Below are 26247 nucleotides of genomic sequence, written 5' to 3'. Positions count from 1 at the left end.
TCAGAGCATGCGCTCCAGCCCTATATGGTTGGCGAACCAGGCGTTGAACCGGCGCCACCAGTTGCCCGGCTCGTGGTGCAGCTCGTGGAGCTGGCCGTGGTCCTCGGTGACCCAGACAATCTGTCCCTGCTCCAGGCGCGGCTGGTAGCTCAGGGCCGGGGCCATGCCGCGCAAGGCCAGGGCCCGGACGTGTTCCGCCAGTTCCGGGCTGTCCACCAGCACGCCGACTTCGGTATTCCACAGGACCGAGCGCGGATCGAGGTTGAACGAGCCGATAAAGGATTTCTCCCGGTCGAAAATCATCGCCTTGCTGTGCAGGCTGGAGTCCGAGCCGCTGTAGGCTCCTCTGTGAAACAGGTGCGGTCCGCTGCCGCCAAGGTTCCCTGGCTGGCGGCGCAGTTCGAAGAGTTTCACGCCGTGTTCCAGCAACGCTTTGCGGTAAGGCGCGTAACCGCCGTGTACGGCCGGTACGTCGGTGGCTTCCAGCGAATTGGTCAGCAGGCTGACCGAGACCCCCGCATCGGCACGCCCGGCCAGGTAGACCAGCCCCGGTTGACCGGGCACGAAGTAGGCGGAAATCATCATCAGTTCGGTATGAACGTTCTGCAGTTCCGGCGCCAGCTGCGTGGTCAGCAACAAGCGCGGGTCCGGCTCGCCCCTGGCCAGGACCTTGCTCGGCGCGTCCCACAGCGCCTCGCTCCAGGCCCAGATCAGCTCATGGCGCCAGATATCCATGTGCGGCTCGCTCATGTAGGCCCGAAGTTTCAGGTACAGGGCGGTGTTGTGCTGGCGATAGCTGCCGAGCGAGTCCTTGAGCTGTTGTCGGGCCTTGGCCAACTCCGCCGCGGAGGGTGGGGTTGAGAGGAAATCGCCGATGGGCGTGCTCAGGGCGCTGTTCCAGTACTGGTCGAAACTGTGTCCGAGTTGTTCGGCCACGGGCCCGAAGCCGAGCAGGTCGATGTCGGTGAAGTTCAGGTCCGGCTGGGCGCCGAAATATTCGTCGCCGAGGTTGCGGCCGCCGACGATGGCCGCGCTGTTGTCGGCCAGCCACAACTTGTTGTGCATCCGCCGATGTTGCTGCGACAGATTGAACAAGCGGCCCAGGGTGCGGGTGGCACCGGTGCTGCGGCCCAGGTTCAGCGGGTTGAACAGGCGGATCTGGATATTTGGATGGGCGGCCAGGGTGCCGATGACCGAGTCGAGCCCGTCGCTGGTGGTGTCGTCCAGCAGGATGCGCACCCGTACGCCGCGATCGGCGGCCTTGAGCAGCTCATCCACGAGCATGCGGGTGCTCAGGCCGTCATGGACGATGTAGTACTGCAAGTCCAGGCTGACCTGGGCATTGCGGATCAATTCGGCCCGGGCCCTGAACGCCTCGCTGCCGTTGGGCAGCAGGCGAAAGCCCGAACGTCCCTGCCAGGGCGCGGCCTGGGCCTGGATCGAACGGCCGAAGCTCGACTCGCTCGCCGCCAGGGCCTGGCTGGGAAGCCGTGGAACATCCCGGGTCGCGCATCCGCTCAAGAGCAGGGCAATGAGCAGCAAACAGGCTTTCAATGGTCATCGCCCCGGATCATGGCAGGTGTGGGCATATGGACGCTGTCCGGCGGCTAAAGGTCAATCGATACTGCTCTCGTTTTGTGCCAGTAATTTGATCGCGGCGGCGCCGACTTTGCGCACGGCCTCTTCGATCAGCGGCGTCGGCTTGGCAGCGTAGTTCATGCGCAGGCAATTACGGTATTTGCCCGAGGCGGAAAAGATGCTGCCCACGGCGATCTGCACGCCCTGGTCCTGCAATGCCCGGTTCAGGCGCAAGGCATCGAAACCCTCGGGCAGTTCGACCCAGAGCATGAAGCTGCCCTGGGGGCGACTGGCGCGGGTGCCGGCGGGAAAATAACGGCTGATCCAGTCGATCATCAGATCGCGGTTACGCTGGTATTGGCTGCGCATGCGCCGCAGATGGGGCTCGAAATGGCCGTTTCTGAGGAAGTCGGCGATGGCCAGTTGCGGCTGCGGTGCCGTGGAGCCGGTGCTGATGTACTTCATGTGCAGCACCCGCTCGAGGTAGCGACCGGGCGCGACCCAGCCGATGCGCAGGCCCGGGGCGAGGGTCTTGGAGAAGGAACTGCAGAGCAGCACGCGGCCGTCTTCATCGAAGGACTTGATGGTGCGCGGACGGGGGTAGGTGTAGGCCAGTTCGCCATACACATCGTCTTCGATAATCGCCACGTCGAAGCGCTGGGCCAGGGTCAGCAGGGCCCGTTTGCGCGACTCCGGCATGATGTAGCCCAGCGGGTTGTTGCAATTGGGGGTCAGCTGTATGGCCTTGATCGGCCACTGTTCGAGGGCCAGTTCGAGGGCGTCGAGGCTGATGCCGGTGATCGGGTCGGTGGGGATTTCCAGGGCCTTCATGCCCAGCCCCTTGAGGGTCTGCATGGCGCCGTGGAAGCTGGGGGAGTCCACCGCGACGATGTCCCCCGGCTCGCAGATGGAGCGGATGCTGGTGGACAGGGCCTCGTGGCAACCGGTGGTGATCACCAGGTCGTTTGGGCCGAGCTGGCAGCCGGAGTCGAGCAGCAGGCGGGCCACCTGTTCGCGCAGCCCGAAGTTGCCGTGGATATTGTCGTAGGCCAGGCCGGGCATGTCCTGGCGCCGGCTGATCTGCGCCAGGCTGCGCAGCAGCGGTTTCAGGGTCGGGCTGTCGATGTCCGGCATGCCACGGCCCAACTGTACGGTGTCCTCGCGGGGGACGGCACGGATCAGTTCCAGCACCTGTTCCCATTGCGAGATATCCACAGGGCGTTGCGCCGGCCGCCCGATGACCGGCAACGCAGGCAGTTCGCGGCCTACGGGCACGAAGTAGCCGGACTTGGGTTTCGGCTGGGCCAGCCCGCTGTCTTCCAGGACGCGGTAGGCCTGCTGCACCGTGCTCAAGCTGACACCGTGCTCCACACTCAACGCCCGTACAGAAGGCAGGCGGTCTCCGGGACGATAGAAACCCTGTTCTATGCGGGTTCCAAGCAGTTCGGCGAGGTTGACGTAGAGAGTCATGGCGCAGGTCTCGGGTGAAGTGGGAAGCATTGGCCGGTACAGATGGGGTAAAAATACAGGATTCAGTCGTGCTTTGGCGAGATCTGTATTGGATTAATAAAAATTGATTGAATCTGTAATGGTTTTGGCCGTTCGCCCATCCTGTGTACTCATGGCAACCGAGTAACAAAGGAGCAGAGGTAATGAACGGCATGAGCGATGTGCGTCTGGTATTGCGCAGTCAGGAACTGGTGATCGAGCACGAGCGGGTAGTCAAGGCGTCTTCCGCCCGTGGCAGCACGCCGGCCTTCGGTTCCATGGGTCTGTTCTGGCATCGCCTGCGCACCCGCAAGACCTTGCTGGAACTCACACCCGAGCAACTGCGCGATGTCGGCTTGAGTCCGGATCAGGCCAGGGAAGAAGGCTTGAAACCGTTCTGGCGTCCTTGACGCGAAACCTGTGGGGGCCCGGCTTGCCGGCGATGGCGTCCAGATAGATGGCGCATGGCTCAAGGGCCTCATCGCCGGCAAGCCAGCGCCTACAAAGGCGGTGATTGCACGATATTTTGCGGTGATACGCAGATCGGCAGGAGGGCGACTGGGTTTCTTCAGATGAACAGGTTTGCTGTCGGGAGCGGCCTTTTCAGGCAAAATCCGCGCTTATTCTTCTTTCCGGTCGTTGTTCGATGAGCTGTAACAGCCAGAAAATCCGCTTTCTGCGCCAGCAAATTCCGTCTTTCGACTGTGTGCCGGGCTGTCACGACTGCTGTGGGCCGGTGACCACCTCGTCCGAGGAGATGGCCCGCCTGCCGCGCAAGACCGCCGCCGAGCAGGAAGCGGCGCTGGACGAGCTCAATTGCGTGCACCTGGGACCGAACGGTTGCACGGTGTACGACGAGCGACCGCTGATCTGCCGCCTGTTCGGGACGACGCCGACGCTGCCTTGTCCCAATGGCCGACGTCCCGTGGAGATGATTCATCCACGGGCCGAGCAGCAGGTTCACGAATACATCGCCAGCACGCGTCAGGTACTGGTCTAGGTTCAATCCGGAATCGGCAGGTTCAGGCTCTCTTTCACTTCTTCCATCACGATGTAGCTCTTCGATTCCCGCACGTGGGGCAGCTTGAGCAGGATATCGCCGAGCAGCTTGCGATAGGAGGCCATCTCGGAAATCCGCGCTTTCACCAGGTAGTCGAAATCCCCCGAGACCAGGTGGCATTCCAGCACGTGCGGCAATTTCAGCACGGCGCGTCGGAATTCTTCGAAGGTATCGCCCGACTTGTAGTCGAGGCTGATTTCGACGAACACCAGCAGGCTGCCCTTGAGGTGCTGCGGGTTCAACCGGGCGTTGTAGCCCATGATGATGCCTTCGCGCTCCAACCGGCGGACCCGTTCGGTGCAGGGCGTAGTGGACAGGCCGACCTTTTCGCCAAGCTCAGTGAACGAGATGCGCCCGTCGGCCTGCAGGATGCGCAGGATATTGCGGTCGATCTTGTCCAGCTCGCGCTTGGTCTGATGGTTGGTTCTCATTAGGGAATGCCCCTCCGTCAAAAGCGATAGTGCCGAGAATTCTCGCCAAATATAGGCACTTATATAGTGAAAAGCACTGGCTATTGTTTTTTACACTGCGCGCATCTTGGCTTTGAACACTAAACATCGGCGCCTGGCCGCGGATTGAGGAATAGACACATGCGAGTTCTGGTATTGGGTAGCGGCGTCATTGGTACCACCAGTGCTTATTATCTGGCCCGGGCCGGCTTCGAAGTGGTGGTGGTCGACCGTCAGCCGGCCGCCGCCATGGAAACCAGCTTTGCCAACGCCGGCCAGGTCTCGCCTGGTTATGCCTCGCCCTGGGCCGCGCCGGGCGTGCCGCTCAAGGCCATCAAGTGGTTGCTGCAGCGCCATGCGCCGCTGGCGATCAAGGCCACCGCCGATATCGACCAGTACCTGTGGATGGCGCAGATGCTGCGCAACTGCACCGCCAGTCGTTATGCGGTGAACAAGGAGCGCATGGTCCGCCTGTCCGAGTACAGCCGTGACTGCCTCGACGAACTGCGCGCCGAAACCGGTATCGCCTATGAAGGCCGCAGCCTGGGGACCACCCAGCTGTTCCGCACCCAGGCGCAGCTCGATGGCGCGGCAAAAGACATCGCGGTACTGAAAGAGTCCGGCGTGCCTTACGAATTGCTCGACCGTGCTGGCATTGCCCGGGTCGAACCGGCCCTGGCCAGCGTCACCGATATCCTCGCCGGGGCCCTGCGCCTGCCGAATGACCAGACCGGCGACTGCCAGATGTTCACCAGCCGCCTGGCCGAAATGGCCGTCAAGCTCGGTGTGGAGTTCCGCTTCGGCCAGGACATTCAACGGCTCGACCATGCGGGCGACCGCATCAACGGCGTGTGGATCGACGGCAAGCTGGAAACCGCCGACCGCTACGTGCTGGCGCTGGGCAGTTATTCGCCGCAGTTGCTCAAGCCGCTGGGGATCAAGGCGCCGGTCTATCCGCTCAAGGGTTACTCGCTGACCGTGCCGATCACCAACCCGGCCATGGCCCCGACTTCGACTATCCTTGATGAAACCTACAAGGTCGCGATCACTCGTTTCGACAACCGCATCCGCGTCGGTGGCATGGCGGAAATCGCCGGTTTTGACCTGTCGCTGAACCCGAAACGGCGCGAAACGCTGGAGATGATCGTCGGCGATCTTTATCCTCAGGGCGGCGACCTCGAGCAAGCCAGTTTCTGGACCGGTTTGCGTCCGACCACACCCGACGGTACGCCGATCGTGGGGGCGACCTCATTCCGCAATCTGTTCCTGAACACCGGTCACGGCACGCTCGGCTGGACCATGGCTTGTGGCTCCGGTCGCCTGCTGGCTGACCTGATGGCGAAGAAAAAGCCGCAGATCAGCGCCGAAGGCCTCGATATTTCCCGTTACGGCAAAACTCCCCAGGAGACTGCAAAACATGTCAATCCAGCGCCAGCTCACCAATGAGCGTTTGAGCCAGATCGTCGTTCATAACGGCACCGTGTATCTGGCAGGGCAGGTCGGCGACGATATGGGCGCCGGGATTGAAACCCAGACCCGTGAAGCTCTTGGCAATATCGAGCGTTTGCTGGATCTGGCGGGTACCGACAAGAGCAAGTTGCTGTCGGTGACGATCTACCTGAAAGACATCGATGCCGACTTCGCCGGGATGAATGCGGTCTGGGACAAGTGGCTGCCCAAAGGCGTCGCCCCGGCCCGGGCCACGGTTGAATCGAAGCTGTGCGAACCGGAAATCCTGGTCGAGCTGTCGGTTGTGGCCGCTCTGCCTTAAGTACGATCCCTCTCCCGGTGCGACGGCGGTTTCACTGCTTTTCGCACCGGTTTTTTATTCCCCGTTGACCGTCCAGAAGTTTGCCGCCATGCGTCCTGCCCGTGCCCTGATCGACCTCCAAGCCCTGCGTCACAACTATCAATTGGCCCGTGAAGTATCGGGTGCCCGAGCCCTCGCGGTGATCAAGGCCGATGCCTACGGTCATGGTGCGCTGCGCTGTGCCCAGGCCCTGGAAGCCGAGGCCGATGGTTTTGCCGTGGCCTGTATCGAGGAGGCCCTCGCGTTGCGGGCCGGGGGTATTCGCGCGCCGATCCTGTTGCTGGAAGGCTTTTTCGAGGCCGACGAACTGCCCCTGATCGTCGAACATGACTTCTGGTGCGTGGTGCATGCGCTCTGGCAGCTGGAAGCCATCGAGCAGGCGGTGTTGGCCAAACCGATCAATGTCTGGCTCAAGTTGGATTCGGGCATGCACCGGGTGGGGCTGGAGCCGGCCGACTATCAGGCGGCTTACCAGCGCCTGCAGGCCAGTGGCAAGGTGGCGAAGATTGTCCTGATGAGCCACTTCGCCCGCGCCGACGAACTGGGCAACCAGCGCAGCGTCGAACAGGTGGCGACCTTCGAGGCCGCCCGCCAGGGTTTGTCGGCTGAGGTCAGCCTGCGCAATTCTCCGGCGGTGCTCGGCTGGCCGCAGATTTTCAGCGACTGGGTCCGTCCCGGTATCCTGCTGTTCGGCTCGACCCCCTTCGAAGAAGAAAACCCGCTGGCCGCGCGCTTGCAGCCGGTCATGACCCTGGAGTCGAAAGTCATCAGTGTGCGTGAACTGCCGGCGGGTGAGCCGGTGGGGTACGGCGGCCAGTTCGTGGCGCCGAAGCCGATGCGCATTGGCGTGGTGGCCCTGGGGTATGCCGACGGCTATCCGCGTCACGCCCCGACCGGCACGCCGGTGCTGGTGGCCGGTCAGCGCAGCCAGTTGCTGGGACGGGTCTCGATGGACATGTTGTGCATCGATCTGACCGATGTGCCCCAGGCCGGGCTGGGTTCGACGGTGGAATTGTGGGGCAAAAACGTCCTGGCCAGCGAGGTCGCGGCCCGGGCCGAGACCATTCCTTATGAGATTTTCTGCAACCTGCGCCGGGTACCACTGCTCTACACCGGGAGCTAGCGGGTAACCCGCTGCGCCACAGATCGTCTCGCCGACTCGGATTCGGGCTCGAGTGTTGTAAATACTGAACGCTATGCCATGATATCGCTCAATTACAACATCGCCTGAATCCCTGGGAGGCTGCCGTATTGGACGTCGGTGAACGACTGCAATCCATCCGTAAACTGAAAGGTCTGTCTCAGCGTGAACTCGCCAAACGCGCGGGCGTCACCAATAGCACCATTTCAATGATTGAGAAAAACAGTGTCAGCCCCTCGATCAGTTCGCTGAGGAAGGTTCTTGGCGGCATTCCCATGTCCATGGTCGAGTTCTTTTCCGAGGAAATCCTCCAGGAAAAACCGACCCAGATCGTCTACAAGGCCAACGAGCTGATCGATATCTCCGATGGTGCCGTGACCATGAAGCTGGTCGGTCGTGCCCATCCCAGCCGTGCTATCGCTTTCCTCAATGAGATCTATCCTCCAGGTGCCGATACCGGAGAGGAAATGCTCACCCATGAAGGCGAGGAGACTGGCATTTTGCTGGAAGGTCGACTGGAGTTGGTGGTCGGTGCAGAAACTTTCGTCCTCGAAGCGGGCGACAGCTACTATTTTGAAAGCACCAAGCCGCATCGCTTCCGTAATCCGTTCGATACCCCCGCGCGACTAATCAGCGCAGCGACACCGGCGAATTTTTAAGAGCAGAGGCGTCAGGTCAGGGATTTCAAGGCGCCCGGCAGTATTGATTGGCCACTCGGCTAATAACCTTGTGAGTATTAGGGTTGTTTCGCAGTGGCAGTCGAACCGTTATACTCACGCCGCCTGCGAAACCGTGGTTGCGGGCGTGATTAGCCACCATTGAGGGTGTACGCGTGAATCCAATTATGAAAATGCTGGCCGTACCAGCAACCGTAGTCGCCCTGTGGGCAATCAGCGCTCAGGCTTCGACCATCAATGACGACATCGCCAAGCGCCTCGATCCGGTGGGCAAAGTGTGTGTCCAGGGTGAAGAGTGCAAGGGCATGGAAGTGGCGGCTACCGTGGGTGGTGGCGGTGGTGCCAAGACGCCGGACGAAGTGATTGCCAAACATTGCAACGCCTGCCATGGCACCGGTCTGCTCGGTTCGCCGAAAATCGGCGACGCCGCGGCCTGGAAAGATCGCGCCGATCACCAGGGCGGCCTCAGTGGCCTGCTGGCCAAGGCCATCACCGGTCTTAACGCAATGCCGCCAAAAGGCACTTGCGCCGATTGCTCCGATGACGAGCTCAAAGGTGCGATCGAGAAAATGTCCGGACTGAAATAAGACCGATCATCTCTGAAAAAGCCGCTTACGAGCGGCTTTTTTGCATCTGGCGAAGATTCGCTCCAGTGTCGCCGGGCTGTCATTTGCAGCAAATTCCCGGCAAGCTCGGTCGAACCTCAATTCACGGAAAGGCGAGGAGGATCCGATGGTGCAATCCTGTTCTATCGAATGTGCAGTCGATGAGGTGCTGGCACGGCTGCCGGCGCATATCCACATGGCCAGCCCCTTGGGCCTGGGCAAACCCAACCGGTTTATCAACGCGCTCTACCAGCGCATCCGGCAATTGCCGGAGCGTCGGCTGACGATCTACACGGCCTTGAGCCTCGGCCGCCCGTCCCTCGGTGACGGCTTGCAGCGGCGTTTCCTCGAACCCTTTGTCGAACGGATATTCGGTGACTACCCCGAACTGGATTTCCTCGCCGACCTGCGCCGGGACAGCCTGCCGCCGAATATCCACGTCCAGCAGTTCTTCATGCAGCCCGGCAGCCTGTTGCACAGTACTCAGGCCCAACAGGATTACGTCAGCAGCAACTACAGCCATGCCGCCCGCGACATCAACGCCGCCGGCCTGAACCTGATCGCGCAACTGGTGGCCGAGTCCCCGGAGCATCCCGGGCGTCTGAGCCTGAGCTGCAACCCGGACATCACCCTCGACCTGCTGCCGATGATCGCCCGCCGCCGCGCCGCCGGGGAGACCATCCTGGTGCTGGCGCAGGTTCACAGCGACCTGCCGTACATGCCGGGGGATTCCGAGCTCAGCCGTGAGGCCTTCGACCTGCTGATCGACGAGCCGGAGCGCAGCACCCTGTTCTCCACTCCGAACATGCCGGTGGACACCCAGGATCATTTTATCGGCCTGCACGCCAGCACCCTGGTGCGCGATGGCGGCACCCTGCAGATCGGCATCGGCTCCATGGGCGACGCCTTGACCGGCGCCTTGCTGGCCCGGCAGGCGGACAACGAGGGTTACCAGGCCTTGTTGGCGGATATCGACCTGTTGCCCTGGAAAGCGCTGCTCGACAAGGAGGGCGGTGTCGAGGCGTTTGCCGAGGGGCTTTACGGTTGCAGCGAGATGTTCGTCAACGGCCTGCTGGTGCTGGCGGACGCGGGTATCGTGCGGCGCAAGGTCTACGCCGACCTTGAGCAGCAACGCCAGGCCAACGCCGGGACCCTCGACAGCACCCGGCAGACGGGTGGCATTGCGGTGCATGGCGGCTTCTTTCTCGGGCCGCGCAGTTTTTATCAGCGCCTGCACGAGCTGTCCCGGGACAAGCTGGGCGAGTTCAACATGACCGCCATCAGCTACATCAACGAGTTGTACGGCCAGGAAGCACTCAAGCGCTTGCAGCGTCTCGACGCACGTTTTATCAACAGTGCCTTCACCATGACGTTGCTCGGCGCCGGCGTTGCCGACCAGCTGGAAGACGGCCGGGTGCTCAGCGGTGTCGGCGGGCAGTACAACTTTGTGGCCCAGGGGCATGCGCTGGAGGGCGCGCGGTCGATCCTGATCCTGCGCAGCTGGCGCGAATCGGGCGGTGAGGTCAATTCGAACATCGTCTGGGAGTATGGGCATTGCACCATCCCCCGGCATCTGCGGGATATCGTGGTGACCGAGTACGGCATTGCCGATCTGCGCGGGAAGACCGACGCCCAGGTCATCGAAGCGTTGCTGAATATCGCCGATTCGCGCTTCCAGTCGGAACTGATCGAGCAGGCGCAAAAAGTCGGAAAGTTGCCGGGGAGTTTCCGTCTCGATCCACGTTTTGCCGATAACAGCCCGCAACGTTTGGAGGCGATTCGCACGCGTCACCCGCATCTGTTCCCGGAGTATCCGCTGGGTTGTGATTTCCAGCCCGAAGAGCGGGATCTGTTGCGGGCGTTGAACTGGCTCAAGAGCAAACTCAAGCTCACTGAGGCGCTTGAGTTGGGCAAGGCGACGCTCGACGCGCCCGAACCGTCGGCGTTCCCGGTGCATCTGGAGCGCATGGGGCTGGCGCAGCCGCAAGGCCTGCGTGACGAGTTGTACCAGCGTCTGCTGCTGGCGGGGCTGCAGGCCACTGCCGGCTAGCGGACGGGGGGCTGGCGCAGGGCGTACGCCTCAGTTGTAGGTGACGTCCACCGTCGCCAGGCTTTCCAGCTCGCCTTCGCTGACCGTACCGGACTTCCAGTAGGCCGCCCCCAGCGGCAGCACTGCCTGGCCGCCGGTCGGCGTCAAGGTGCGGGCATTGTCGTTGCCGTCGGCGCGGATGGTCTGTTGCACGCCCCCCAGGCGTGAGTACAGCCACAGCGTAAGGCCGTTGGCGTCACCGGTATTGGCGAAGCGGGCGCCATCCGAGGGGGCCGGTGTGCCTTGGAACGTGAAGGTGACACTGCTGATGTCCGAGTCGCAGCGGGCGCTCAGTTCGAAGGGCCTGTGACCTGCCGAGTCGACGCCCGTGAAGTCATCGATCTTGACCGGTGGCAGGGAGATGGCGCGCTCGATGTCATCGGCAATCAGGTTGCAGGTGCCGCCCTCGATAGTGCCTTCGAAGCGTAGATTGCCCGGGTTCAGGGTCTCTGTGGCCGAAGCTTGGGCGATGGCCGCGAGCGCCAGCGCCAGGGGGATCAGGTAGGTTTTCATCGGGTGTTGTCCGTTCTGGCGGGCCGACGGGAGGTGGCGGCCTGTTAGGGCTTGGGGCGTCAGTTGTAGGTAATGGTCACGGAGGCCGTGGTGATCGTCGTGCCTTTGCCGACGCTGCCGATGACGGTCTTTTTGTAATACGCGCCCATGGGCAGTACCGCCTTGCCGGCGCTTGTGGGAATGGTTCTCCCGCGAGCGGCAGGGTTGCCGTTGGCTGGGATGTTGGAGGCGGTTCCCCCGATGCGCGATTCAATCGCGGTAGCGACGCCGCGGGCGGTACCGCCGATATTGGCGAAGTGTGCCGGCAACCACGTGTCCGGTGTGCCGTCAAAGGTGAAGGTGACATTCCTGATATCCGCATCGCAGTCGGCGGTCAGGTTGAATGTCTTGAGCCCGGCCCAAGTGGAGTTATCGAAGTCGCTGACCTTGACCAGGGGCAACTCGATCGTGCGGCTGACATCGCCTGCGTCCAGACGGCATGTACCACCCTCGATATTCCCTGTGAACCGCAGGCTGCCGGTCGTGGCAGCCTGGGTAGTGTTGGTGATCATGGCTGCAGCCAGTAGGGGCAATACGAAAAGAGGTGCTTTCATTGCAGGTATCCTTGTCAGATAAGAGTGATTGACGCATTGCACTCGACGAGCGGTCTGCTGGCTCAGTTGTAAGTGATGTTGACGGTGACGGTACTTGCCAGCGTGCCTTTGGTCAGGGTGCCGGTAGTCTTGTGATAGGCCGCCCCCAGTGGCAGCACCGCTCGGGTGCCTGACACCGCCACGGTACGGGTGCCGTTATGGCTGAGGGTTGATTCGACGCCGCCGATGCGTGAGTACAGCCACAGACCCACACTGCGGGCGTCGCCCGTGCTGGCAAAGAGCGCCGAGTTTCCGCTGGCTGGAGTGCCGGTGAATCTGAAGGTCACGTTTGAGGCATTGCTGCAATCGGCGGAGATGTCGAAGGTTTTCTTGCCGATCCAGGTGCCGGTGAAGTTCGAGAGCCGAACGGGGTCCAGCTGGATCGTGCGGCTGACGTCGCCAGCGGCGAGGTCGCAGGTGGGGATACGGGGGTTGATAGTACCAGTGATGTATATCGAGAACTGTTCACTGCCTCTTGAAATCATCCAGGTGTCCGCCACATGCCGGTTAACACTTCCACCGGAAGAGATAGCGCCCGTCTTGATAAGTTTATAGGTGAGCGTATAAGCGTGATAAGCCTCGGTGGAGAAGCTGGCAATTAAGGCTTTCTCGACACCTTGCTGCACGCCCCTACGCCTGGCGGGCTCCGCGGAAATGACAATGCCGACTCCATTCACGCCAGTGGGATATACGCTATGGGTTTGGCCACCCTCCACATAGCGAGAAAGCTCACCGGCAGCCCCCTGAACATAGGGAGCGTAATGACTGTTTGGCGTGCAATACCACTGGGCTCTGGGCAATAGATTGGTCCAGCCCGGAGTCAGCGGGGCGCCAATGGCGACATTATCTTCGACTGTCACTGTACCCATCGGAATGTTGAGTTGAGTATAAGTTCTCGTGCAGGCCGCCATTGCGGCCTCCGACAATAGAACGAGAAAAAGTACGGAAAGCATTTTAGCGGTTAAAGGTTTCATATCAGGTCAATCAACCTCTGTTCTATGATCGGTTACAACTCACTGTGAAGTTCGGCAGCTTGATAGCGTCAGGCAGTGAAAGTTCGACAGCGGCGTTCAATAGGTCGCGTCCTTTGTTTGATTGTTTGCCTCGCCCGACTCTTCCTCGGCGGCTACCGGAGCGCTGGGCCGGCACACGCCTTCCATCTGCCGCAAGCCTTCGGATTCGGGCAGGGTGCCCAGGTCGTAGACAATCTGGCAGGTGTCCGTGCTGGCCGAGCCCCACTTGACCGTCAGTTGGCCGCTATCCCGTGCTACCCGGACAAACGCCTTGCTGCTTTGCCCGACCACGCCCGTGCCGGCGCCGCTTTCATCGAACACATCGGCACCGAAGGGCAACGGGCTGCCATCCTCGCGCAGGGCATTGATGATCAAGGCCCGTCCGCTGCTGGTCTCGTACTTCATCACCACCACGGAACCGGCCCGGGGCGCGACGTTGTGCGAGGCGGACTTGAGCTCCACGTCATGGGACATGTCCTTGGGGTCCAGCTCGACCACGTTCTGGCGGTACGGCGTGAGGTGCGGCACCACGGCGTAGCCGTTGTCGTCCACCTGCGCGTTGTTGCTGCCGACCCAGGCGCCCTTGGCCCCGGGCGCATTGACCAGGCCGATGGTGTCGCCCAGTTCCGGGGTCAGGGTCAGGCCGTCGGCATGGGCCACCAGGCCGCCGGACAGGCCCAGGGATTGCGAGTGGTAGCCGTTGCCCTGGCTGTAGCTGGTAGAGGTCTGGGCATAGCGGCTGCGGTATTGCAGGTCGGCGTTGAAACTGTTGCCGACGCCATTGTCGGCGTGACTGGCCGAAGCTCCGTAGTTGATCTCGTTGCGTTCGCCCCAGGTGCCGCTGAGGCCGGTCCGGAGGCTGTTTTGCTGGTCGCCATGAGTCAGCGTGCTCGACAGGTTGGGTGCGCGGTTCGAGTAGCCCAGCGGCAGGCTGACGGTGAGGTCGATCTGGTTGCTGCTGCGCTCGGTCAGCAGGTCGCGGGTACGCTGGGCACTGACGGTGTAGTTCATGCGTTGCCAGTTGCTGCTGTAGCCGGCGCTGAAGCTCAGGCTGCCGCCCTTGCGGTTCCAGTAGTTCTGCGACGAGCCGGTGAGGAACAGCGAACCCTGTTCCAGGCTCTGGTTGATGCTGATATCCAGGCGTTCGCGGACCCGGCTGATATTCTCCAGGTTGCCTCCGTCACGGGCCAGTTCACGCAGTTGCGCGGTATCCCGCGCGGTGAGGAAACCGTCGGTGGAGTAACGGAAGGCGCCGAGGGCGAAGTTGGTCCCGGTGTCGGCGAAGTTCTTGTTGTAGCGGGCCTGCAGGCTCTGGCCCCGGCGGTTTCCATTGCCTGGCAGCTCGGCATGGGAGGTGGTCGCATCCAGCGAAATCGCACCCAAGGGGGTATTGAGGGCCGCGCCGAGGATTTGCGAGTTGTAGCCTTCCGAGGCCAAGGCCCCGGTATAGCCGGTGAGCAGGTTGTTGAGACCGTACTGGAAGGTGCCCTGGCTCAGCCAGGGATTGCTGTTGATGCCGAGCTCGGCCATCTCGCCCACGCTCAGGGAATAGCGGCCATAGCCCGGCCGGAGCAGCTTCACATCGGAGGCGAAAGGTACGATGAATTGCCGCTGGCGCCCGTCGGCCTCGGTGACGGTGACCTCCAGGTCGCCGCCGTAGCCGGTGGGGAACAGGTCGTCGAGCACGAAGGGGCCCGGCGGCACACTGACTTCGTCGAGCAGTATGCCGCGCTGGCGTATGCTGACCCGGGCATTGCTCTCGGCCACGCCACGGACGATGGGCGCATAGCCGGTCTGCGAGTCGGGCAGCATGCGATCGTCGGTGGCCAGGGTGGCGCCGCGCAGGCGAATGCTGTCGAACAACTCGCCGGTGGTGTAGATCTCGCCGGCCATGAGTTGCGATTGCAGCCCGGGCAGTTCCCGTTGCACATAGGTGGCGCTGCTCTGGTAGCTGCTGCCGGTATTGCTGCCGCTGTAGGCGCCGTTGTGTCGCAGGTGCCAACCGTCCAGGTTGAGACCGGTGTTCAGCCTCAGGGAGTTGGAGAACGATGAACGGCCCTGGTTGCTGTTCCTGAACGCGTTGGCGTCGTAGCGGATGAACGCCGCGTTCACGCCCGTGTCCCAGTGTTCCGGACTGACATAACCACGTGCCTTGCGTGACAGATAGATCTGCGGGACTTGCAGGTCCAGCCGGCTTTCGCCGGCATCGAAGCGGGCGCTGGCGCCAGGTAGATAGGTACTGATATCGCCGCAGGTCGGCGTGCTCGGCAATGGCGGCGGAACGTTTTCGCCGGCTTCGGCGGCCTTTTTTGCCACCCCGTCGAGGTCGACCCCGAGCCTGATCAGCAGGGTGCGGTCCAGGCAAAGCTGGGCGTTTTTCTGACCCTCGACGCTGGCGAAGGTCAGTTCGTCGCGGCCGATCCAACCGCCGTTTACGGTGATATCGGCGCGATACTGTCCCGGCAGGACCACATTGCCTTCGTTGAAACGCGAGATGTCGATCTGCCCGCCACCTCCCGGAAAGAAGGCCGGGTTGAATTCCACCTGCTCGACCTCGTCGGCGGCCAGGGCGCTGCCGGCGCCCAGCAGCAGAAGGCTGTGAATGATGTGGGCCAGGCGGCTGCGCACAGGGTGCGATCCGCCGGCTACGGGTTGTGTCTTCGATCTCATCGCTAACGTTCCAAACCTTGTGTATTGCCGGATTCGGGCAAGCCGCTCCCTGCCGTCGCGCGTTCAGGATCGCGACGGGGCCGGAGGTGTCGTTACGGGTGGGCGTTCAGTGACGCCGGGTCTTCGTTCAGCCCGTCATGGCGTGACCTGGACCTTGTGCGTGTGCCGGGCACCGTAGTCGTCGATGACCTGGAACTCGACCTGGGCGCCGGCACTCGGCGCCGACTTCAGGCTGGGCAGGGGGAAACGGTTGCTGGCCTGGGGATTGACCATGTTCTCGGCGGCCGTCTCGCCGACCGGCTTGGCATGGCGTTGGCCGGCCGCCAGCAGATCCACCGAGTCGAAGTTCAGGTGATAGGGCGTCGGGTTATGTACCTCCAGGGCCAATCCCTGTTCGGTTTTCACCAGCTTCCAGCGCAACTTTTCGGTGGCTTGTGCCGCCTCGTACGGCAGGCCCTGTGGTCGGAAGAACACCTTGATGCGGGTCTTGAACGCCAGTTGCAACTGGTTGCCCTGCTCCGAATTTGGGGTCTTGGGCGGGACTTCCAGCATGTTCAGCCAGAACAGGCTCTCGCGATCCTTGGGCAGCGGCTCGCCGGTATAGGCCAGGCGCACGACCTGCTGCTTGTCCGGCTCCATCCGGAAGATCGGCGGTGTGGCGATAAACGGGACCCTGGCCTGTTCCGGTGTCACCTCCTCGTCGCCGCCGTCCAACCAGACCTGCACCAGCGCGGGTTTCTGGTTCTTGTTCTCGAACCGGATGCTCATTTCCTTCTGGTTCGCCGGATACACCACGCGGGTGCCGGTGATAATGACGCTGGCCTGCACGGTGAAGCTGGCGATCAACGTCAGGGTCGCCAGGACGAGCCCGGCGGCGTGGCGGGTGGAGCGGGCGGTGTGCTGGGATCTGAGGGTGTTCATGGGCAATCGTCGGTCCGGTTCAAGAGGGGATGTCGGCGGTATGGCTGACCCGCGCGCCGAAATCGCTGATGGCGGTGAACTCGACCTTCAGTGCACCCGGGGGCGGAGTCCGCAGGGCGGGCAGGGCGAAGCGCTTGATATCACCGGCCGGGAGCAACAGGCTGTCGTTGGCCTCCTTGTTCGGGGCTTTCGGATAACGTTCGTTGCCGCTTTTGCCCACCAGTTCGACCGAGCCCAGAGAGACGTGATAAGGCGTCGGGTTGACGACTTCCAGAGCGTGACCACCTTCGTGGCGCACCAGCTTCCAGCTCAGCTTCGGTGCCGCGGCGGCCTTCGAATAGGGCAATCCCTCGGGGCGGAAGAACACCCGCAGGCGGGAGCGAAACGACAGCTCCAGCAGGCTTCTGTCCTTGGCATCGGCGGCAGTCGGCTGTACTTCCAGGACATTCAGCCAGAACAGGCTTTCGCGGTCCGTGGGCAATGGCTCGCCGGTATAACGCAGGCGTGGAGCCTGCTGCTTTTTCGGTTCGATACGCAGGATCGGCGGTAGCGCGGTGAAGGGCGCCTGCGCGGTTGCAGGTGTTGCAAGTTTGTCGCCGTCATCGAGCCAGAGTTGAACCAGGGCGGGGCGTTCGCCCTTGTTCTCCAGTCGGACCACGACTTCCTGTTGTTCGGCGGGATAGATCACGCGCGTGCCGTGGATGATCACGGCGGCAAACGAAGACGTAGCGTGCAGCGATGCCGTCAGAAGGGCACAGATGACCATGCCCGAACGAGCCAGGTTGTTCATTGGCGAAGCTCTCGTATTGAAGGCTGGACCCGCGCGACAGGGCGCGGGCCCGTTGGATGAGGCTTAGTCGGCGTACTCGACCATGAAGCCGACGCGGGTCGCGACCTCGCCTTCGCCTGCGGCACCGGTGGCGTAGTACTGGGCAGCCAGGGGAATGAGCGCCTGGTTGTCGGCGATGACCACACCCTCGGATTTTTCGGTGTAGACGTGGATCGGCGTGCCGTCGCGCTGGGTCACCTCGACCTGGACATTGAGGGCGGCATCCGCACCGTCGTCGATGTTCAGGCGCCCGGTAGCGACGTCGATCGCCGGGCTGGTCGGGTCGAACGCGACCATTGCGGTACGTCCGTTGGTGCAGGCCGTTTCGCCTGGCGCGCCGACGCGAATCGTGAAACCGGTGAGGTTGGCGCGATCGCCAGTGTTGGTCAGACGCGAGGCGGACACACCACCCAGGTCGACGTTCTTGACCACGGTGCCGCCGCCTGGCACTTCGCCTTCAATGGTGCAGGTCACGTCGGTCACCAGGCCGTTGAAGTTGATGATGCCATCGTTGGCCGCGGAAGCCGGCAGGGCGATAAGGGCGGCGAGGGCAAGGGAGACGGCGGCAGAGACTTGAGAGATTTTCATCGGATTACCTTGAATGGTTTCAGTTGATGTCTCTTCCGACGGGCTCGCAGGGAAGGCTATAGCCTGTCGGATGAGGGTTACCACTCTCGTGCAAGCCGGACTTGCGGACTATCGAGATAACTCGAACCCTGGCAGTTTCGAGATTTCTCGAATGGTTTGTCGTTTGTGCTCCCGGTCCTGGCTGCTATAAGTCTGAAAGTTCTGTAGGTCTTAGCCGGGCCCCTCCCGTTGCCGGCCTGGCTTTCATCGTTCAGGAGGTTTGATCCAATGAGTTACGTATTCCCTGGTCCCCGCACCGTCATGCTGCTGGACGACCATGAGGTGATAAGGGTTGGCACGGCCTTGTGGTTATCCAAGGAGTCCGATCTCGAGATCATCGGTTCCTTTTCCACGAGTGGGGAACTGTTCGCCGCGCTGGCCAAGCGGCGCCCCGATATCCTCGTCGTCGATTTCATGCTCGGTCCGCTGGAGATCGACGGTGTCAACCTGATCCGCGCGCTGCGGGTGCGTTATCCCGAGTGCCGGACCCTGGTGCTGTCGGCGCAATACACGCCGGCGACCGTGTCGCTGGCGCTGCAGGCGGGAAGCTGGGGGTTCTTCGGCAAGTCCCAGCGGCTGGACGAACTGGCGGCCGCGATCCGTACCGTGGCTCGCGGCAAGATCTACCTGCACCCGGCCATGGCCCGGGAGGTGGGGGTGTCGGAGGCGGCGCTGTGCAAGGTGTCGGTCGCCGCCGAGCGCACGTGCGGCTGCACGCACGATGAGATTCTTTCGCCGCGGGAGCGGGAAGTGTTGCGCTGCTTCCTGGATGGCATGTCGGTGAACGGGATTGCCGCCAAGTTCTCGCGCAGCGCCAATACCATCAGCACGCAGAAGCAGTCGGCCTATCGCAAGCTGGGGATCAAGACCGACAGCGAGCTGTTCAAGTTATCCGGCTCGCTGCGGGACTCGAGTGCGATAGGCCTCTGATTTCCGGGCCCTGCTCAGATAAAGCTGACGACCCCACCGGCCAGGGACTTGACCCGGGCCAGCGATTCCACGCGATAACCCTGGGCATCCAGCTCGGCACGGCCGCCCTGGAAGGATTTCTCGATGACGATGCCCAGGCCGGCCACGGTCGCGCCGGCCTGCTTGATGATCGAGATCAGCGCCTGGGAGGCTTTGCCGTTGGCCAGGAAGTCATCGATGATCAGCACGCGATCGCTGCTGGTCAGGTGGCGTGGGGAAATCGCCACGGTGTTTTCCACCTGCTTGGTGAAGGAGTACACCGTCGCCGACAGCAGGTTTTCCGTCAGGGTCAGGGACTGGTGCTTGCGGGCGAAAATCACCGGCACGCCGAGGTTCAGCCCGGTCATGATCGCCGGGGCAATCCCCGAGGCCTCAATGGTGACGATCTTGGTAATACCCGAATCGGCGAACAGCGCGGCGAATTCGTCACCGATCAGTTTCATCAACTGCGGGTCGATCTGGTGGTTCAGGAAGGCGTCGACCTTCAGGACCTGATCGGAAAGCACGATGCCTTCTTCGCGAATTTTCTTATGCAGTGCTTCCACGGAACGTCCTCGAATAGCGCCTTGTGCGCTGAAGATAGATTAAAAAATGTGCAATTCTAGCGCTTTAACATCGCGCGTATATCCGCCAATGCCGAATTGCCGCGTACGGCTTTCACTTCGGTCGGCGTGTCGTCGTTGCCTTCCCAGGCCAGGTCGTCCGGTGGCAACTCATCAAGAAAGCGGCTCGGCGCGCAGTCGATGACCTCGCCGTACTGCTTGCGCTTGGCGGCAAAGGTGAAGGCCAGGGTCTGACGGGCGCGGGTAATACCGACGTAGGCCAGGCGCCTTTCTTCTTCGATGGTGTCGGCTTCGATGCTTGAGCGGTGTGGGAGAATTTCCTCCTCCATGCCCATGATGAACACGTAGGGGAATTCCAGCCCCTTGGACGCATGCAGGGTCATCATCTGCACGCCTTCGGCGCCGTCCTCTTCTTCCTGCTGGCGCTCGAGCATGTCCCGCAGCACCAGCTTGCCGATGGCGTCCTCGACGGTCATATCGCCGTCTTCGTCTTTTTCCAGGGTGTTCTTCAGCGCTTCGATCAGGAACCAGACGTTGCCCATCCGGTAGTCCGCGGCCTTGTCGCTGGAACTGTTGGTGCGCAGCCAGTTTTCGTAGTCGATGTCCATGACCATGCTGCGCAGGGCGGCAATCGGGTCTTCGCCGGCGCACTGCTCGCGCACCCGGTCCATAAAGCGCTTGAAGCGCGCCAGGCGGTCGGTGAAGCGACTGTCCAGGTGTTCGCCCAGGCCGATTTCGTCGGTGGCGGCGTACATCGAGATCTTGCGTTCGGTGGCGTAGTTGCCGAGTTTTTCCAGGGTGGTCGAACCGATTTCCCGGCGTGGGACGTTGATCACCCGCAGGAAGGCGTTGTCGTCATCCGGGTTCACGATCAGGCGGAAGTAGGCCATCAGGTCCTTGACTTCCTGGCGTCCGAAGAAGCTGTTGCCCCCCGACAGCCGATAGGGAATCTGGTGGTGCTGCAGCTTCAGCTCGATCAGCTTGGCCTGGTAGTTGCCCCGGTAGAGGATGGCGAAATCGCTGTAGGGCCGGTCGGTGCGCAGGTGCAGGCTGAGGATTTCCATGGCCACGCGCTCGGCCTCGGCGTCCTCGTTGCGGCAACGGATCACGCGGATCTCATCGCCGTGGCCCATTTCACTCCACAGCTGCTTTTCGAATTCGTGCGGGTTGTTCGAGATCAGCACGTTGGCGCAGCGCAGGATACGGCTGGTGGAGCGGTAGTTCTGCTCCAGCATCACCACTTTCAGGGACGGGTAGTCGTCCTTGAGCAGCATCAGGTTTTCCGGCCGCGCACCGCGCCAGGCATAGATCGACTGGTCGTCGTCGCCGACCACGGTGAACTGGTTGCGCGTGCCGATGAGCATTTTCACCAGCAGGTACTGGCTGGCGTTGGTGTCCTGGTATTCGTCCACCAGCAGGTAGCGGACCTTGTTCTGCCACTTTTCGAGGATGTCGGCATGTTCCTCGAACAGCTTCACCGGCAGCAGGATCAGGTCGTCGAAGTCCACCGCGTTGAACGCCTTGAGCGTGCGCTGGTAGTGGGTGTAGACGATGGCCGCGGTCTGCTCCTTGGGGTTGCGCGCATTCTCCAGGGCCTGGGGCGGCAGGATCAGGTCGTTTTTCCAGGAGCCGATCATGTTCTTGATCTCGTCGACGCCGTCGTCGCCCGAGTATTCCTTCTGCATGATGTCGGTCATCAGGGCCTTGACGTCGGCCTCGTCGAAGATCGAGAAGCCCGGCTTGTAGCCCAGCCGCGCATGCTCCTTGCGGATGATGTTCAGCCCCAGGTTGTGGAAGGTCGACACCGTCAGGCCACGGCCTTCGCCGCCCTTGAGCAGGGTGCCGACGCGTTCCTTCATTTCCCGCGCGGCCTTGTTGGTGAAGGTCATGGCGACGATGTACTGGGCGCGGATGCCGCAGTTCTGGATCAGGTGGGCGATCTTGCGGGTGATCACGCTGGTCTTGCCGGAGCCGGCACCGGCGAGCACCAAAAGAGGGCCGCCGACGTAGTTCACGGCTTCTTGCTGCCGGGGATTGAGTCGGGACATGACGGAGTCAGGAGTCTGTTGCGAAAAGGGCGGGCATTTTAACAGGCTGGAAGGATTCTGCTGCGTCTCTCCGACACTGTGACGTGCCGCTCTATCTAAATTTGCCGGTTTTGTTACTTTCACGCAGGATGCGCGGCGTAATTACAGCTATTGTTCACCTTTGTGTTACACAACGAAGCGCTTGATAATCACTCGTATTTGAAGTCGCCCCGAAGCGTGTCGCAATGTTGATCGTCAACGTTTTTTGCAGAGTCTAGGGAGTCAGCTTGTCTACGCCTGTGGAACCCTTGCGTTTGCTGCTACTGGCCGATGAGCCGGAGTGGGCGGCCTTGTTGCGCGAGTGTCTGGCTCCTATGGGAGATTCGGCCGTGCTGATCCATGCGCCGTCCTGGGAGGTGGTCAGCCGCCTGTTCGAGGCCGACCGCACGGCGTTGTTGTTGACGGTGCCGAACCTGCAGCCGGCGCCGGGGCGCTGCCATCTGCCGACCATCCTGTTGCTGGACGAAGAACCGCTGATCGCGCCGTTGGGCGTCAGCGACTGGCTGGTTCGCCAGGGCCTCGATGCGTCGACCCTGCGCCGCTGCCTGCGCCATGTGCGTGAACGCGGCGTGCTGGAAAACACCTTGCAGCGCCTGGCCGAGCAGGACCCGCTGACCGGGATCGCCAATCGCCAGGGTTTCCAGACCCTGCTGGCGGCGCGGCTGGCCGAGAACGAAGGGCGCGGCCTGGCCCTCGGGCACCTGGACCTGGACAATTTCCGCCATGCCAACGACGCCCTCGGGCACCAGGCCGGCGACCGGCTGATCCTGCAGGTGGTCGCGCGGCTCAAGAGCCAGCTCGAGGCCGGTGACCAGTTGGCGCGCCTGGGCAGCGACGAATTCGCCCTGCTGATCGATACCCGTCGCGCCCCCCAGCGCGCCGAGTGTGTGGCCGAACGGATTGTCGAGGTCATGGCCGAGCCTTACTGGATCGATGGCGAGAGCCTGCTGATCGGTTGCAGCCTGGGCATCGCCCATACCCGCGCCAATGCCGGAGCCGACCCGCTGATGTGGCATGCGCATATCGCCATGCAGCAGGCCAAGAGCACCCAGGGCTGCACCTTTCACATCTTCAATGAACGCATCAATCGCAACGCCCGCAGCCTCGCCGACCTGGAAAGCGAATTGCGCCGGGCCTTGCGCCGCGATGAACTGGAACTGCATTACCAGCCGCGCCTGGACCTGCGTAGCGGCCAGATCGTCGGGCTTGAAGCCCTGGTGCGCTGGCGCCATGGCGAACGCGGGCTGTTGCCGCCCAGTGAGTTCGTGCCCCTGGCCGAGCAAAGCGGCCTGATCGTGCCGTTGGGCTACTGGGTGATTTCCCGCGCGCTGCGGGATATGCAGGCCCTGCGCGAGCGCGGCCTGGCGCCGTTGCACATGGCGGTCAATCTGTCGTTCCGGCAGTTCCAGGACAGCCAGTTGCTGCCAACCTTGAGCCGGCTGATTACCGAGCGTGGTGTCGAGGCGCAGTGGCTGGAATTCGAACTCACCGAAACCGCGGTGATGCGCCGCAGCGACCTGGTCAAGCAGACCATGGATGCCCTGAGGCGGCTGGGGGTGCGTTTTTCCCTGGACGACTTCGGCACCGGATTTTCCTCCTTCGTGCACCTCAACAGCCTGCCGATTGCCTTGCTCAAGGTGGACATGAGTTTTGTCGGCGGCATGGAGCAGCGCGAGGAAAACCGCAAGCTGGTGCATGCCATGGTCAACCTGGCCCACAACCTTCATCTGGAAGTGGTCGCCGAAGGGGTGGAAACGCCGGGGCAACTGGCCTTGCTGCGCGAGTTCGGCTGCGACCAGGCCCAGGGTTACCTGATCAGCAAGCCGCTGCCACTGACGGAGTTGGTGGAATTCCTGACGTTCGGTGCCGCCCAGGCGGCGGTACAGGAAGTGGTGTGACACCGCGGGAGGCAGCCTGTCGGTTCAGGCTGCATCCATGACGCTGCGCCGTGGGCTCTGCGCCCCATGACGTCCGAGCATCCGCTTCATCCGCCATTCAAACGCCAGCGTCAGGCTCACTGCCGCGCAAGCCAGGCCCAGCGCCAGGCCCCACCAGACGCCGGTCGGGCCGCCGTTGAAGTCGAACGCCAGCACCCACGCCGCTGGAGCACCGATCAGCCAGTAGCAGGCGAGACCGACGAGGAAGGTGGTCTTGGCATCTTTCAGTCCCCGGATCGCGCCCATGGCGATGGTCTGGGTGCCGTCGAACAGCTCGAACCAGGCGGCCACCGCCAACAGCCGGACGGCCAGCTCGATGACTGGCTGGAACGCCGGGTCGTTGCGATCCAGGAACAACCCGACCAACTGATTCGGTGCCAGCCAGAACAGCGCGGCAAAGGCCAGCATCGCTGCAGCGCCGAAGGCGATACCGACCCGACCGGCCAGGCGTGCGTCCAGCAGTTGCCCGGCGCCGTAGTGCAGGCCGATGCGCATGGTGATGGCGTAGGAAATCCCCGCCGGCACCATGAACGCCGCCGAGACGATCTGCAGGGCGATCTGGTGCGCCGCCAGTTGCGTGCTGCCCATGGTGCCCATGCACAGCGCGGCGAAGGCGAACAGCCCGACCTCCACGGCATAGGTGCCGCCAATCGGCAGGCCCAGGCGCCAGAGCTCGCGCAGATACTGCCAGTTGGGCCGTGACAGGCCCCGCAGCAGCGGGTAGTTGCGGTACGCCGGGTGCCGTTTGATATGCCAGGCCAGCGCCAGGGCCATGCAGCTGGCGACAACCGCCGTGACCAGGCCGATACCCGCCAGGCCCAGCTTCGGCAGGCCGAACATCCCGGTGATCAGGGCATAGTTGAGGGCGAAGTTGGCCACGGTCCCGCACAGGCTGATCACCATCACCGGGGTGGCGCGGCCCAGGGCGCTGGTGAAACCGCGCAGGGCCATGAAGCTCAGGTAGCCGGGCAGGGCGAAGGGCAGCACGGTGAGGAACTGTGTGGCGGCGTGCACGTTGGTCGGTGTCTGGCCGAACATCAGCAGCACCGGCTTGAGGTTCCACAGCAGCAGGCCGGCCACCAGGGCCATTGCCCAGGCCAGCCACAACCCGGCCTGGGTCAGGCGGGTCGCGCCTTCGATATCGCCGGCGCCCTGGCGAATGGAGACCAGGGTGCCGACGGCCGCGATCACGCCAATGCAGAAAATCGACACGAACGAATAACTCGCCGCGCCCAGGCCGCCGCCGGCCAGGGCCTCGGGGCTGAGTCGAGCCATCATCAGCGTGTCGGTCAGCACCATCAGCATATGCGCCAACTGCGAGGCGATCAGCGGCCCGGACAGCCGCAGGATGGCCCAGAGTTCGGTGCGTGCTGAATGCTTCATGATCATCAGGCTCGACAGGTGAAAGGCAGTGAGAACCGTGGATTCTCAAGGTTCCCGGGCATTTGCACAAAGGGATAAAACCGATTGCTCGCATGATAAAAACTCATGCAAGGCGGTTTCTGCTAGGGTTGGCGCATTGCGTTATCGGAGCGCTCCCCATGTCCCGTCGTCTGCCTCCTCTCTATGCCTTGCGCGCTTTCGAAGCGGCGGCCCGCTACAGCTCGTTTACCCGGGCGGCGGAGGAATTGTCGATTACCCAGAGTGCGGTCAGCCGACATATTCGTACGCTCGAAGAGCACTTTGCCTGCCGACTGTTCCAGCGCAACGGGCGCAATCTGCAACTGACCGAATCGGCGCGCCTGCTGCTGCCGGGTATCCGCGACGGTTTCGGTGCCCTGGAACGGGCCTGCAATACCTTGCGCGCCGAAGACGACATCCTGCGCATGAAGGCTCCCTCGACCCTGACGATGCGTTGGCTGCTGGCGCGGCTGAGCCGCTTCCGGCATTTGCAGCAAGGCAATGAGGTGCAGCTCACCAGTGCCTGGATGGATGTCGACAGTGTGGATTTCAACCAGGAGCCGTTTGATTGTGCGGTGCTGCTCAGCAACGGCCATTTCCCGCCCGATTGGGAGGCCAGCTACCTGTTTTCCGAGTGGTTGATTCCGGTGGGAGCACCTACGCTGCTCAATGAGCAGCCTTGGGATGCCGAGCGTCTGGCCAGCGTCGAACTGCTGCACCCGACGCCCGATCGGCGCGACTGGCGCAGTTGGCTGGAGCGCATGGGCCTGTCCGAACGGATCTCGCTCAAGGGTGGGCAACTGTTCGACACCCTGGAACTGGGGATGATTGCCGCCGCGCGGGGTTACGGCGTGTCCATGGGCGACTTGCTGATGGTGGCCGAGGATGTGGCCCAGGGACGTCTGAGCCTGCCGTGGCCGACCGCCGTCGACAGCGGTGAGAAATATTACCTGGTCTGGCCGAAAACCCGACCGGGCGGGGAGCGCCTGCGGCGGCTCAGCGATTTCCTCCAGGGCGAGGTCGCGGCCATGGTTTTGCCCGATGTCGAGCGCCTGGGCTGATACGCTGTTTTTGGCGGAAACTGATATCCATCCAAATAACTCAAGTATTCTCCGGCGCCGCCGAATCTACCGACATGGAACCGGCGTCAAAAAACGGTTCGCGCATATTTTGTTCATTGGAAATGTT

At 62.5% G+C, this 26247-nt stretch carries 24 protein-coding genes; 11 read left to right on the top strand and 13 right to left on the bottom strand.

Annotation, left to right across the window (positions count from 1 at the left end; all coding sequences use genetic code 11):
• Together CWE01_RS19470 and CWE01_RS19465 are read right to left on the bottom strand one after the other, a co-directional pair.
• The gene (locus CWE01_RS19470) at positions 1-1554 is read right to left on the bottom strand and encodes a phospholipase D family protein (RefSeq protein WP_100942169.1); all 1554 of its coding nucleotides are present in this window, start codon (positions 1552-1554) and stop codon (positions 1-3) included.
• Between the two features lie 60 nt (positions 1555-1614).
• Positions 1615-3048, bottom strand: a complete 1434-nt coding sequence (locus tag CWE01_RS19465; protein WP_100942168.1) for a PLP-dependent aminotransferase family protein — start codon at positions 3046-3048, stop codon at positions 1615-1617.
• Between the two features lie 182 nt (positions 3049-3230).
• Between CWE01_RS19465 and CWE01_RS19460 the strand changes: the two genes are divergently transcribed.
• Together CWE01_RS19460 and CWE01_RS19455 are read left to right on the top strand one after the other, a co-directional pair.
• Positions 3231-3476, top strand: a complete 246-nt coding sequence (locus CWE01_RS19460; protein WP_100942167.1) for a DUF1127 domain-containing protein — start codon at positions 3231-3233, stop codon at positions 3474-3476.
• A gap of 236 nt (positions 3477-3712) precedes the next feature.
• Positions 3713-4066: a YkgJ family cysteine cluster protein gene (locus CWE01_RS19455; RefSeq protein ID WP_100942166.1), complete on the top strand. Its 354-nt coding sequence runs from the start codon at positions 3713-3715 to the stop codon at positions 4064-4066.
• A gap of 2 nt (positions 4067-4068) precedes the next feature.
• Here CWE01_RS19455 and CWE01_RS19450 read toward each other — a convergent pair whose 3' ends face one another.
• Complete coding sequence (locus CWE01_RS19450) at positions 4069-4557, bottom strand: Lrp/AsnC ligand binding domain-containing protein (protein ID WP_017125528.1); 489 nt, start codon at positions 4555-4557, stop codon at positions 4069-4071.
• Positions 4558-4716: 159 nt separating this feature from the next.
• Here CWE01_RS19450 and dadA point away from each other — a divergent pair, with 159 nt between their 5' ends.
• The 6 genes from dadA to CWE01_RS19420 all read left to right on the top strand — a co-directional run bounded on the left by dadA (position 4717) and on the right by CWE01_RS19420 (position 10858).
• Complete coding sequence (gene dadA, locus CWE01_RS19445; RefSeq protein ID WP_100942165.1) at positions 4717-6021, top strand: D-amino acid dehydrogenase; 1305 nt, start codon at positions 4717-4719, stop codon at positions 6019-6021.
• Positions 5993-6346 (top strand): RidA family protein, encoded by a 354-nt coding sequence (locus tag CWE01_RS19440; RefSeq protein WP_100942164.1) that lies wholly within the window; start codon positions 5993-5995, stop codon positions 6344-6346. The genes dadA and CWE01_RS19440 overlap by 29 nt, the downstream gene beginning before the upstream one ends.
• An 88-nt stretch (positions 6347-6434) precedes the next feature.
• A complete protein-coding gene (alr, locus tag CWE01_RS19435; RefSeq protein ID WP_100942163.1) occupies positions 6435-7508 on the top strand; it encodes an alanine racemase in 1074 nt (357 codons plus the stop codon).
• Between the two features lie 128 nt (positions 7509-7636).
• Positions 7637-8185 carry a cupin domain-containing protein gene (locus CWE01_RS19430; protein WP_100942162.1) on the top strand — a complete coding sequence of 183 codons (549 nt, stop codon included), beginning with the start codon at positions 7637-7639 and terminating at the stop codon, positions 8183-8185.
• 185 nt (positions 8186-8370) lie between these two features.
• The gene (locus tag CWE01_RS19425; protein ID WP_100942161.1) at positions 8371-8790 is read left to right on the top strand and encodes a cytochrome c5 family protein; all 420 of its coding nucleotides are present in this window, start codon (positions 8371-8373) and stop codon (positions 8788-8790) included.
• 145 nt (positions 8791-8935) lie between these two features.
• Positions 8936-10858: an acetyl-CoA hydrolase/transferase C-terminal domain-containing protein gene (locus tag CWE01_RS19420; RefSeq protein WP_100942160.1), complete on the top strand. Its 1923-nt coding sequence runs from the start codon at positions 8936-8938 to the stop codon at positions 10856-10858.
• Positions 10859-10888: 30 nt separating this feature from the next.
• On the opposite strand, the gene CWE01_RS19415 is transcribed toward CWE01_RS19420, so the two are convergent.
• The 7 genes from CWE01_RS19415 to CWE01_RS19385 all read right to left on the bottom strand — a co-directional run bounded on the left by CWE01_RS19415 (position 10889) and on the right by CWE01_RS19385 (position 18063).
• Positions 10889-11410, bottom strand: a complete 522-nt coding sequence (locus CWE01_RS19415) for a fimbrial protein (protein WP_100942159.1) — start codon at positions 11408-11410, stop codon at positions 10889-10891.
• Between the two features lie 59 nt (positions 11411-11469).
• Entirely contained in the window at positions 11470-12003 is a 534-nt protein-coding gene (locus CWE01_RS19410; protein WP_100942158.1) for a fimbrial protein, read from the bottom strand.
• A gap of 62 nt (positions 12004-12065) precedes the next feature.
• A complete protein-coding gene (locus CWE01_RS19405) occupies positions 12066-13016 on the bottom strand; it encodes a fimbrial protein (protein ID WP_256579385.1) in 951 nt (316 codons plus the stop codon).
• A gap of 96 nt (positions 13017-13112) precedes the next feature.
• Complete coding sequence (locus CWE01_RS19400; RefSeq protein WP_100942157.1) at positions 13113-15725, bottom strand: fimbria/pilus outer membrane usher protein; 2613 nt, start codon at positions 15723-15725, stop codon at positions 13113-13115.
• A gap of 135 nt (positions 15726-15860) precedes the next feature.
• On the bottom strand, positions 15861-16646 hold the full coding sequence (locus CWE01_RS19395; protein WP_100942156.1) for a fimbria/pilus periplasmic chaperone: 786 nt from the start codon (positions 16644-16646) through the stop codon (positions 15861-15863).
• 19 nt (positions 16647-16665) lie between these two features.
• A complete protein-coding gene (locus tag CWE01_RS19390; protein ID WP_100942155.1) occupies positions 16666-17436 on the bottom strand; it encodes a fimbria/pilus periplasmic chaperone in 771 nt (256 codons plus the stop codon).
• Between the two features lie 63 nt (positions 17437-17499).
• Positions 17500-18063, bottom strand: coding sequence for a fimbrial protein (locus tag CWE01_RS19385; protein WP_100942154.1), 564 nt, complete (start codon positions 18061-18063; stop codon positions 17500-17502).
• 300 nt (positions 18064-18363) lie between these two features.
• Here CWE01_RS19385 and CWE01_RS19380 point away from each other — a divergent pair, with 300 nt between their 5' ends.
• Positions 18364-19032, top strand: coding sequence for a response regulator transcription factor (locus CWE01_RS19380; RefSeq protein ID WP_100942153.1), 669 nt, complete (start codon positions 18364-18366; stop codon positions 19030-19032).
• A 14-nt stretch (positions 19033-19046) separates the two neighbouring features.
• Here the strand turns inward: CWE01_RS19380 and CWE01_RS19375 are convergent, their stop codons facing one another.
• Positions 19047-19616, bottom strand: a complete 570-nt coding sequence (locus CWE01_RS19375) for a xanthine phosphoribosyltransferase (RefSeq protein ID WP_100942152.1) — start codon at positions 19614-19616, stop codon at positions 19047-19049.
• Between the two features lie 56 nt (positions 19617-19672).
• Positions 19673-21682, bottom strand: a complete 2010-nt coding sequence (gene rep / locus CWE01_RS19370; RefSeq protein WP_100942151.1) for a DNA helicase Rep — start codon at positions 21680-21682, stop codon at positions 19673-19675.
• A 266-nt stretch (positions 21683-21948) separates the two neighbouring features.
• Between rep and CWE01_RS19365 the strand changes: the two genes are divergently transcribed.
• Positions 21949-23619: a bifunctional diguanylate cyclase/phosphodiesterase gene (locus CWE01_RS19365; RefSeq protein ID WP_100942150.1), complete on the top strand. Its 1671-nt coding sequence runs from the start codon at positions 21949-21951 to the stop codon at positions 23617-23619.
• Between the two features lie 24 nt (positions 23620-23643).
• Here the strand turns inward: CWE01_RS19365 and CWE01_RS19360 are convergent, their stop codons facing one another.
• Positions 23644-25047, bottom strand: coding sequence for a NorM family multidrug efflux MATE transporter (locus CWE01_RS19360; protein WP_100942149.1), 1404 nt, complete (start codon positions 25045-25047; stop codon positions 23644-23646).
• 152 nt (positions 25048-25199) lie between these two features.
• Here CWE01_RS19360 and CWE01_RS19355 point away from each other — a divergent pair, with 152 nt between their 5' ends.
• Positions 25200-26120: a LysR substrate-binding domain-containing protein gene (locus CWE01_RS19355; protein ID WP_100942148.1), complete on the top strand. Its 921-nt coding sequence runs from the start codon at positions 25200-25202 to the stop codon at positions 26118-26120.
• Positions 26121-26247 lie beyond the last annotated feature (127 nt).

The sequence above is a fragment of the Pseudomonas sp. QS1027 genome, from assembly GCF_002814235.1.
Taxonomy (GTDB): Bacteria; Pseudomonadota; Gammaproteobacteria; order Pseudomonadales; family Pseudomonadaceae; genus Aquipseudomonas.
This window is presented reverse-complemented; position numbering and strand designations above follow the sequence as displayed.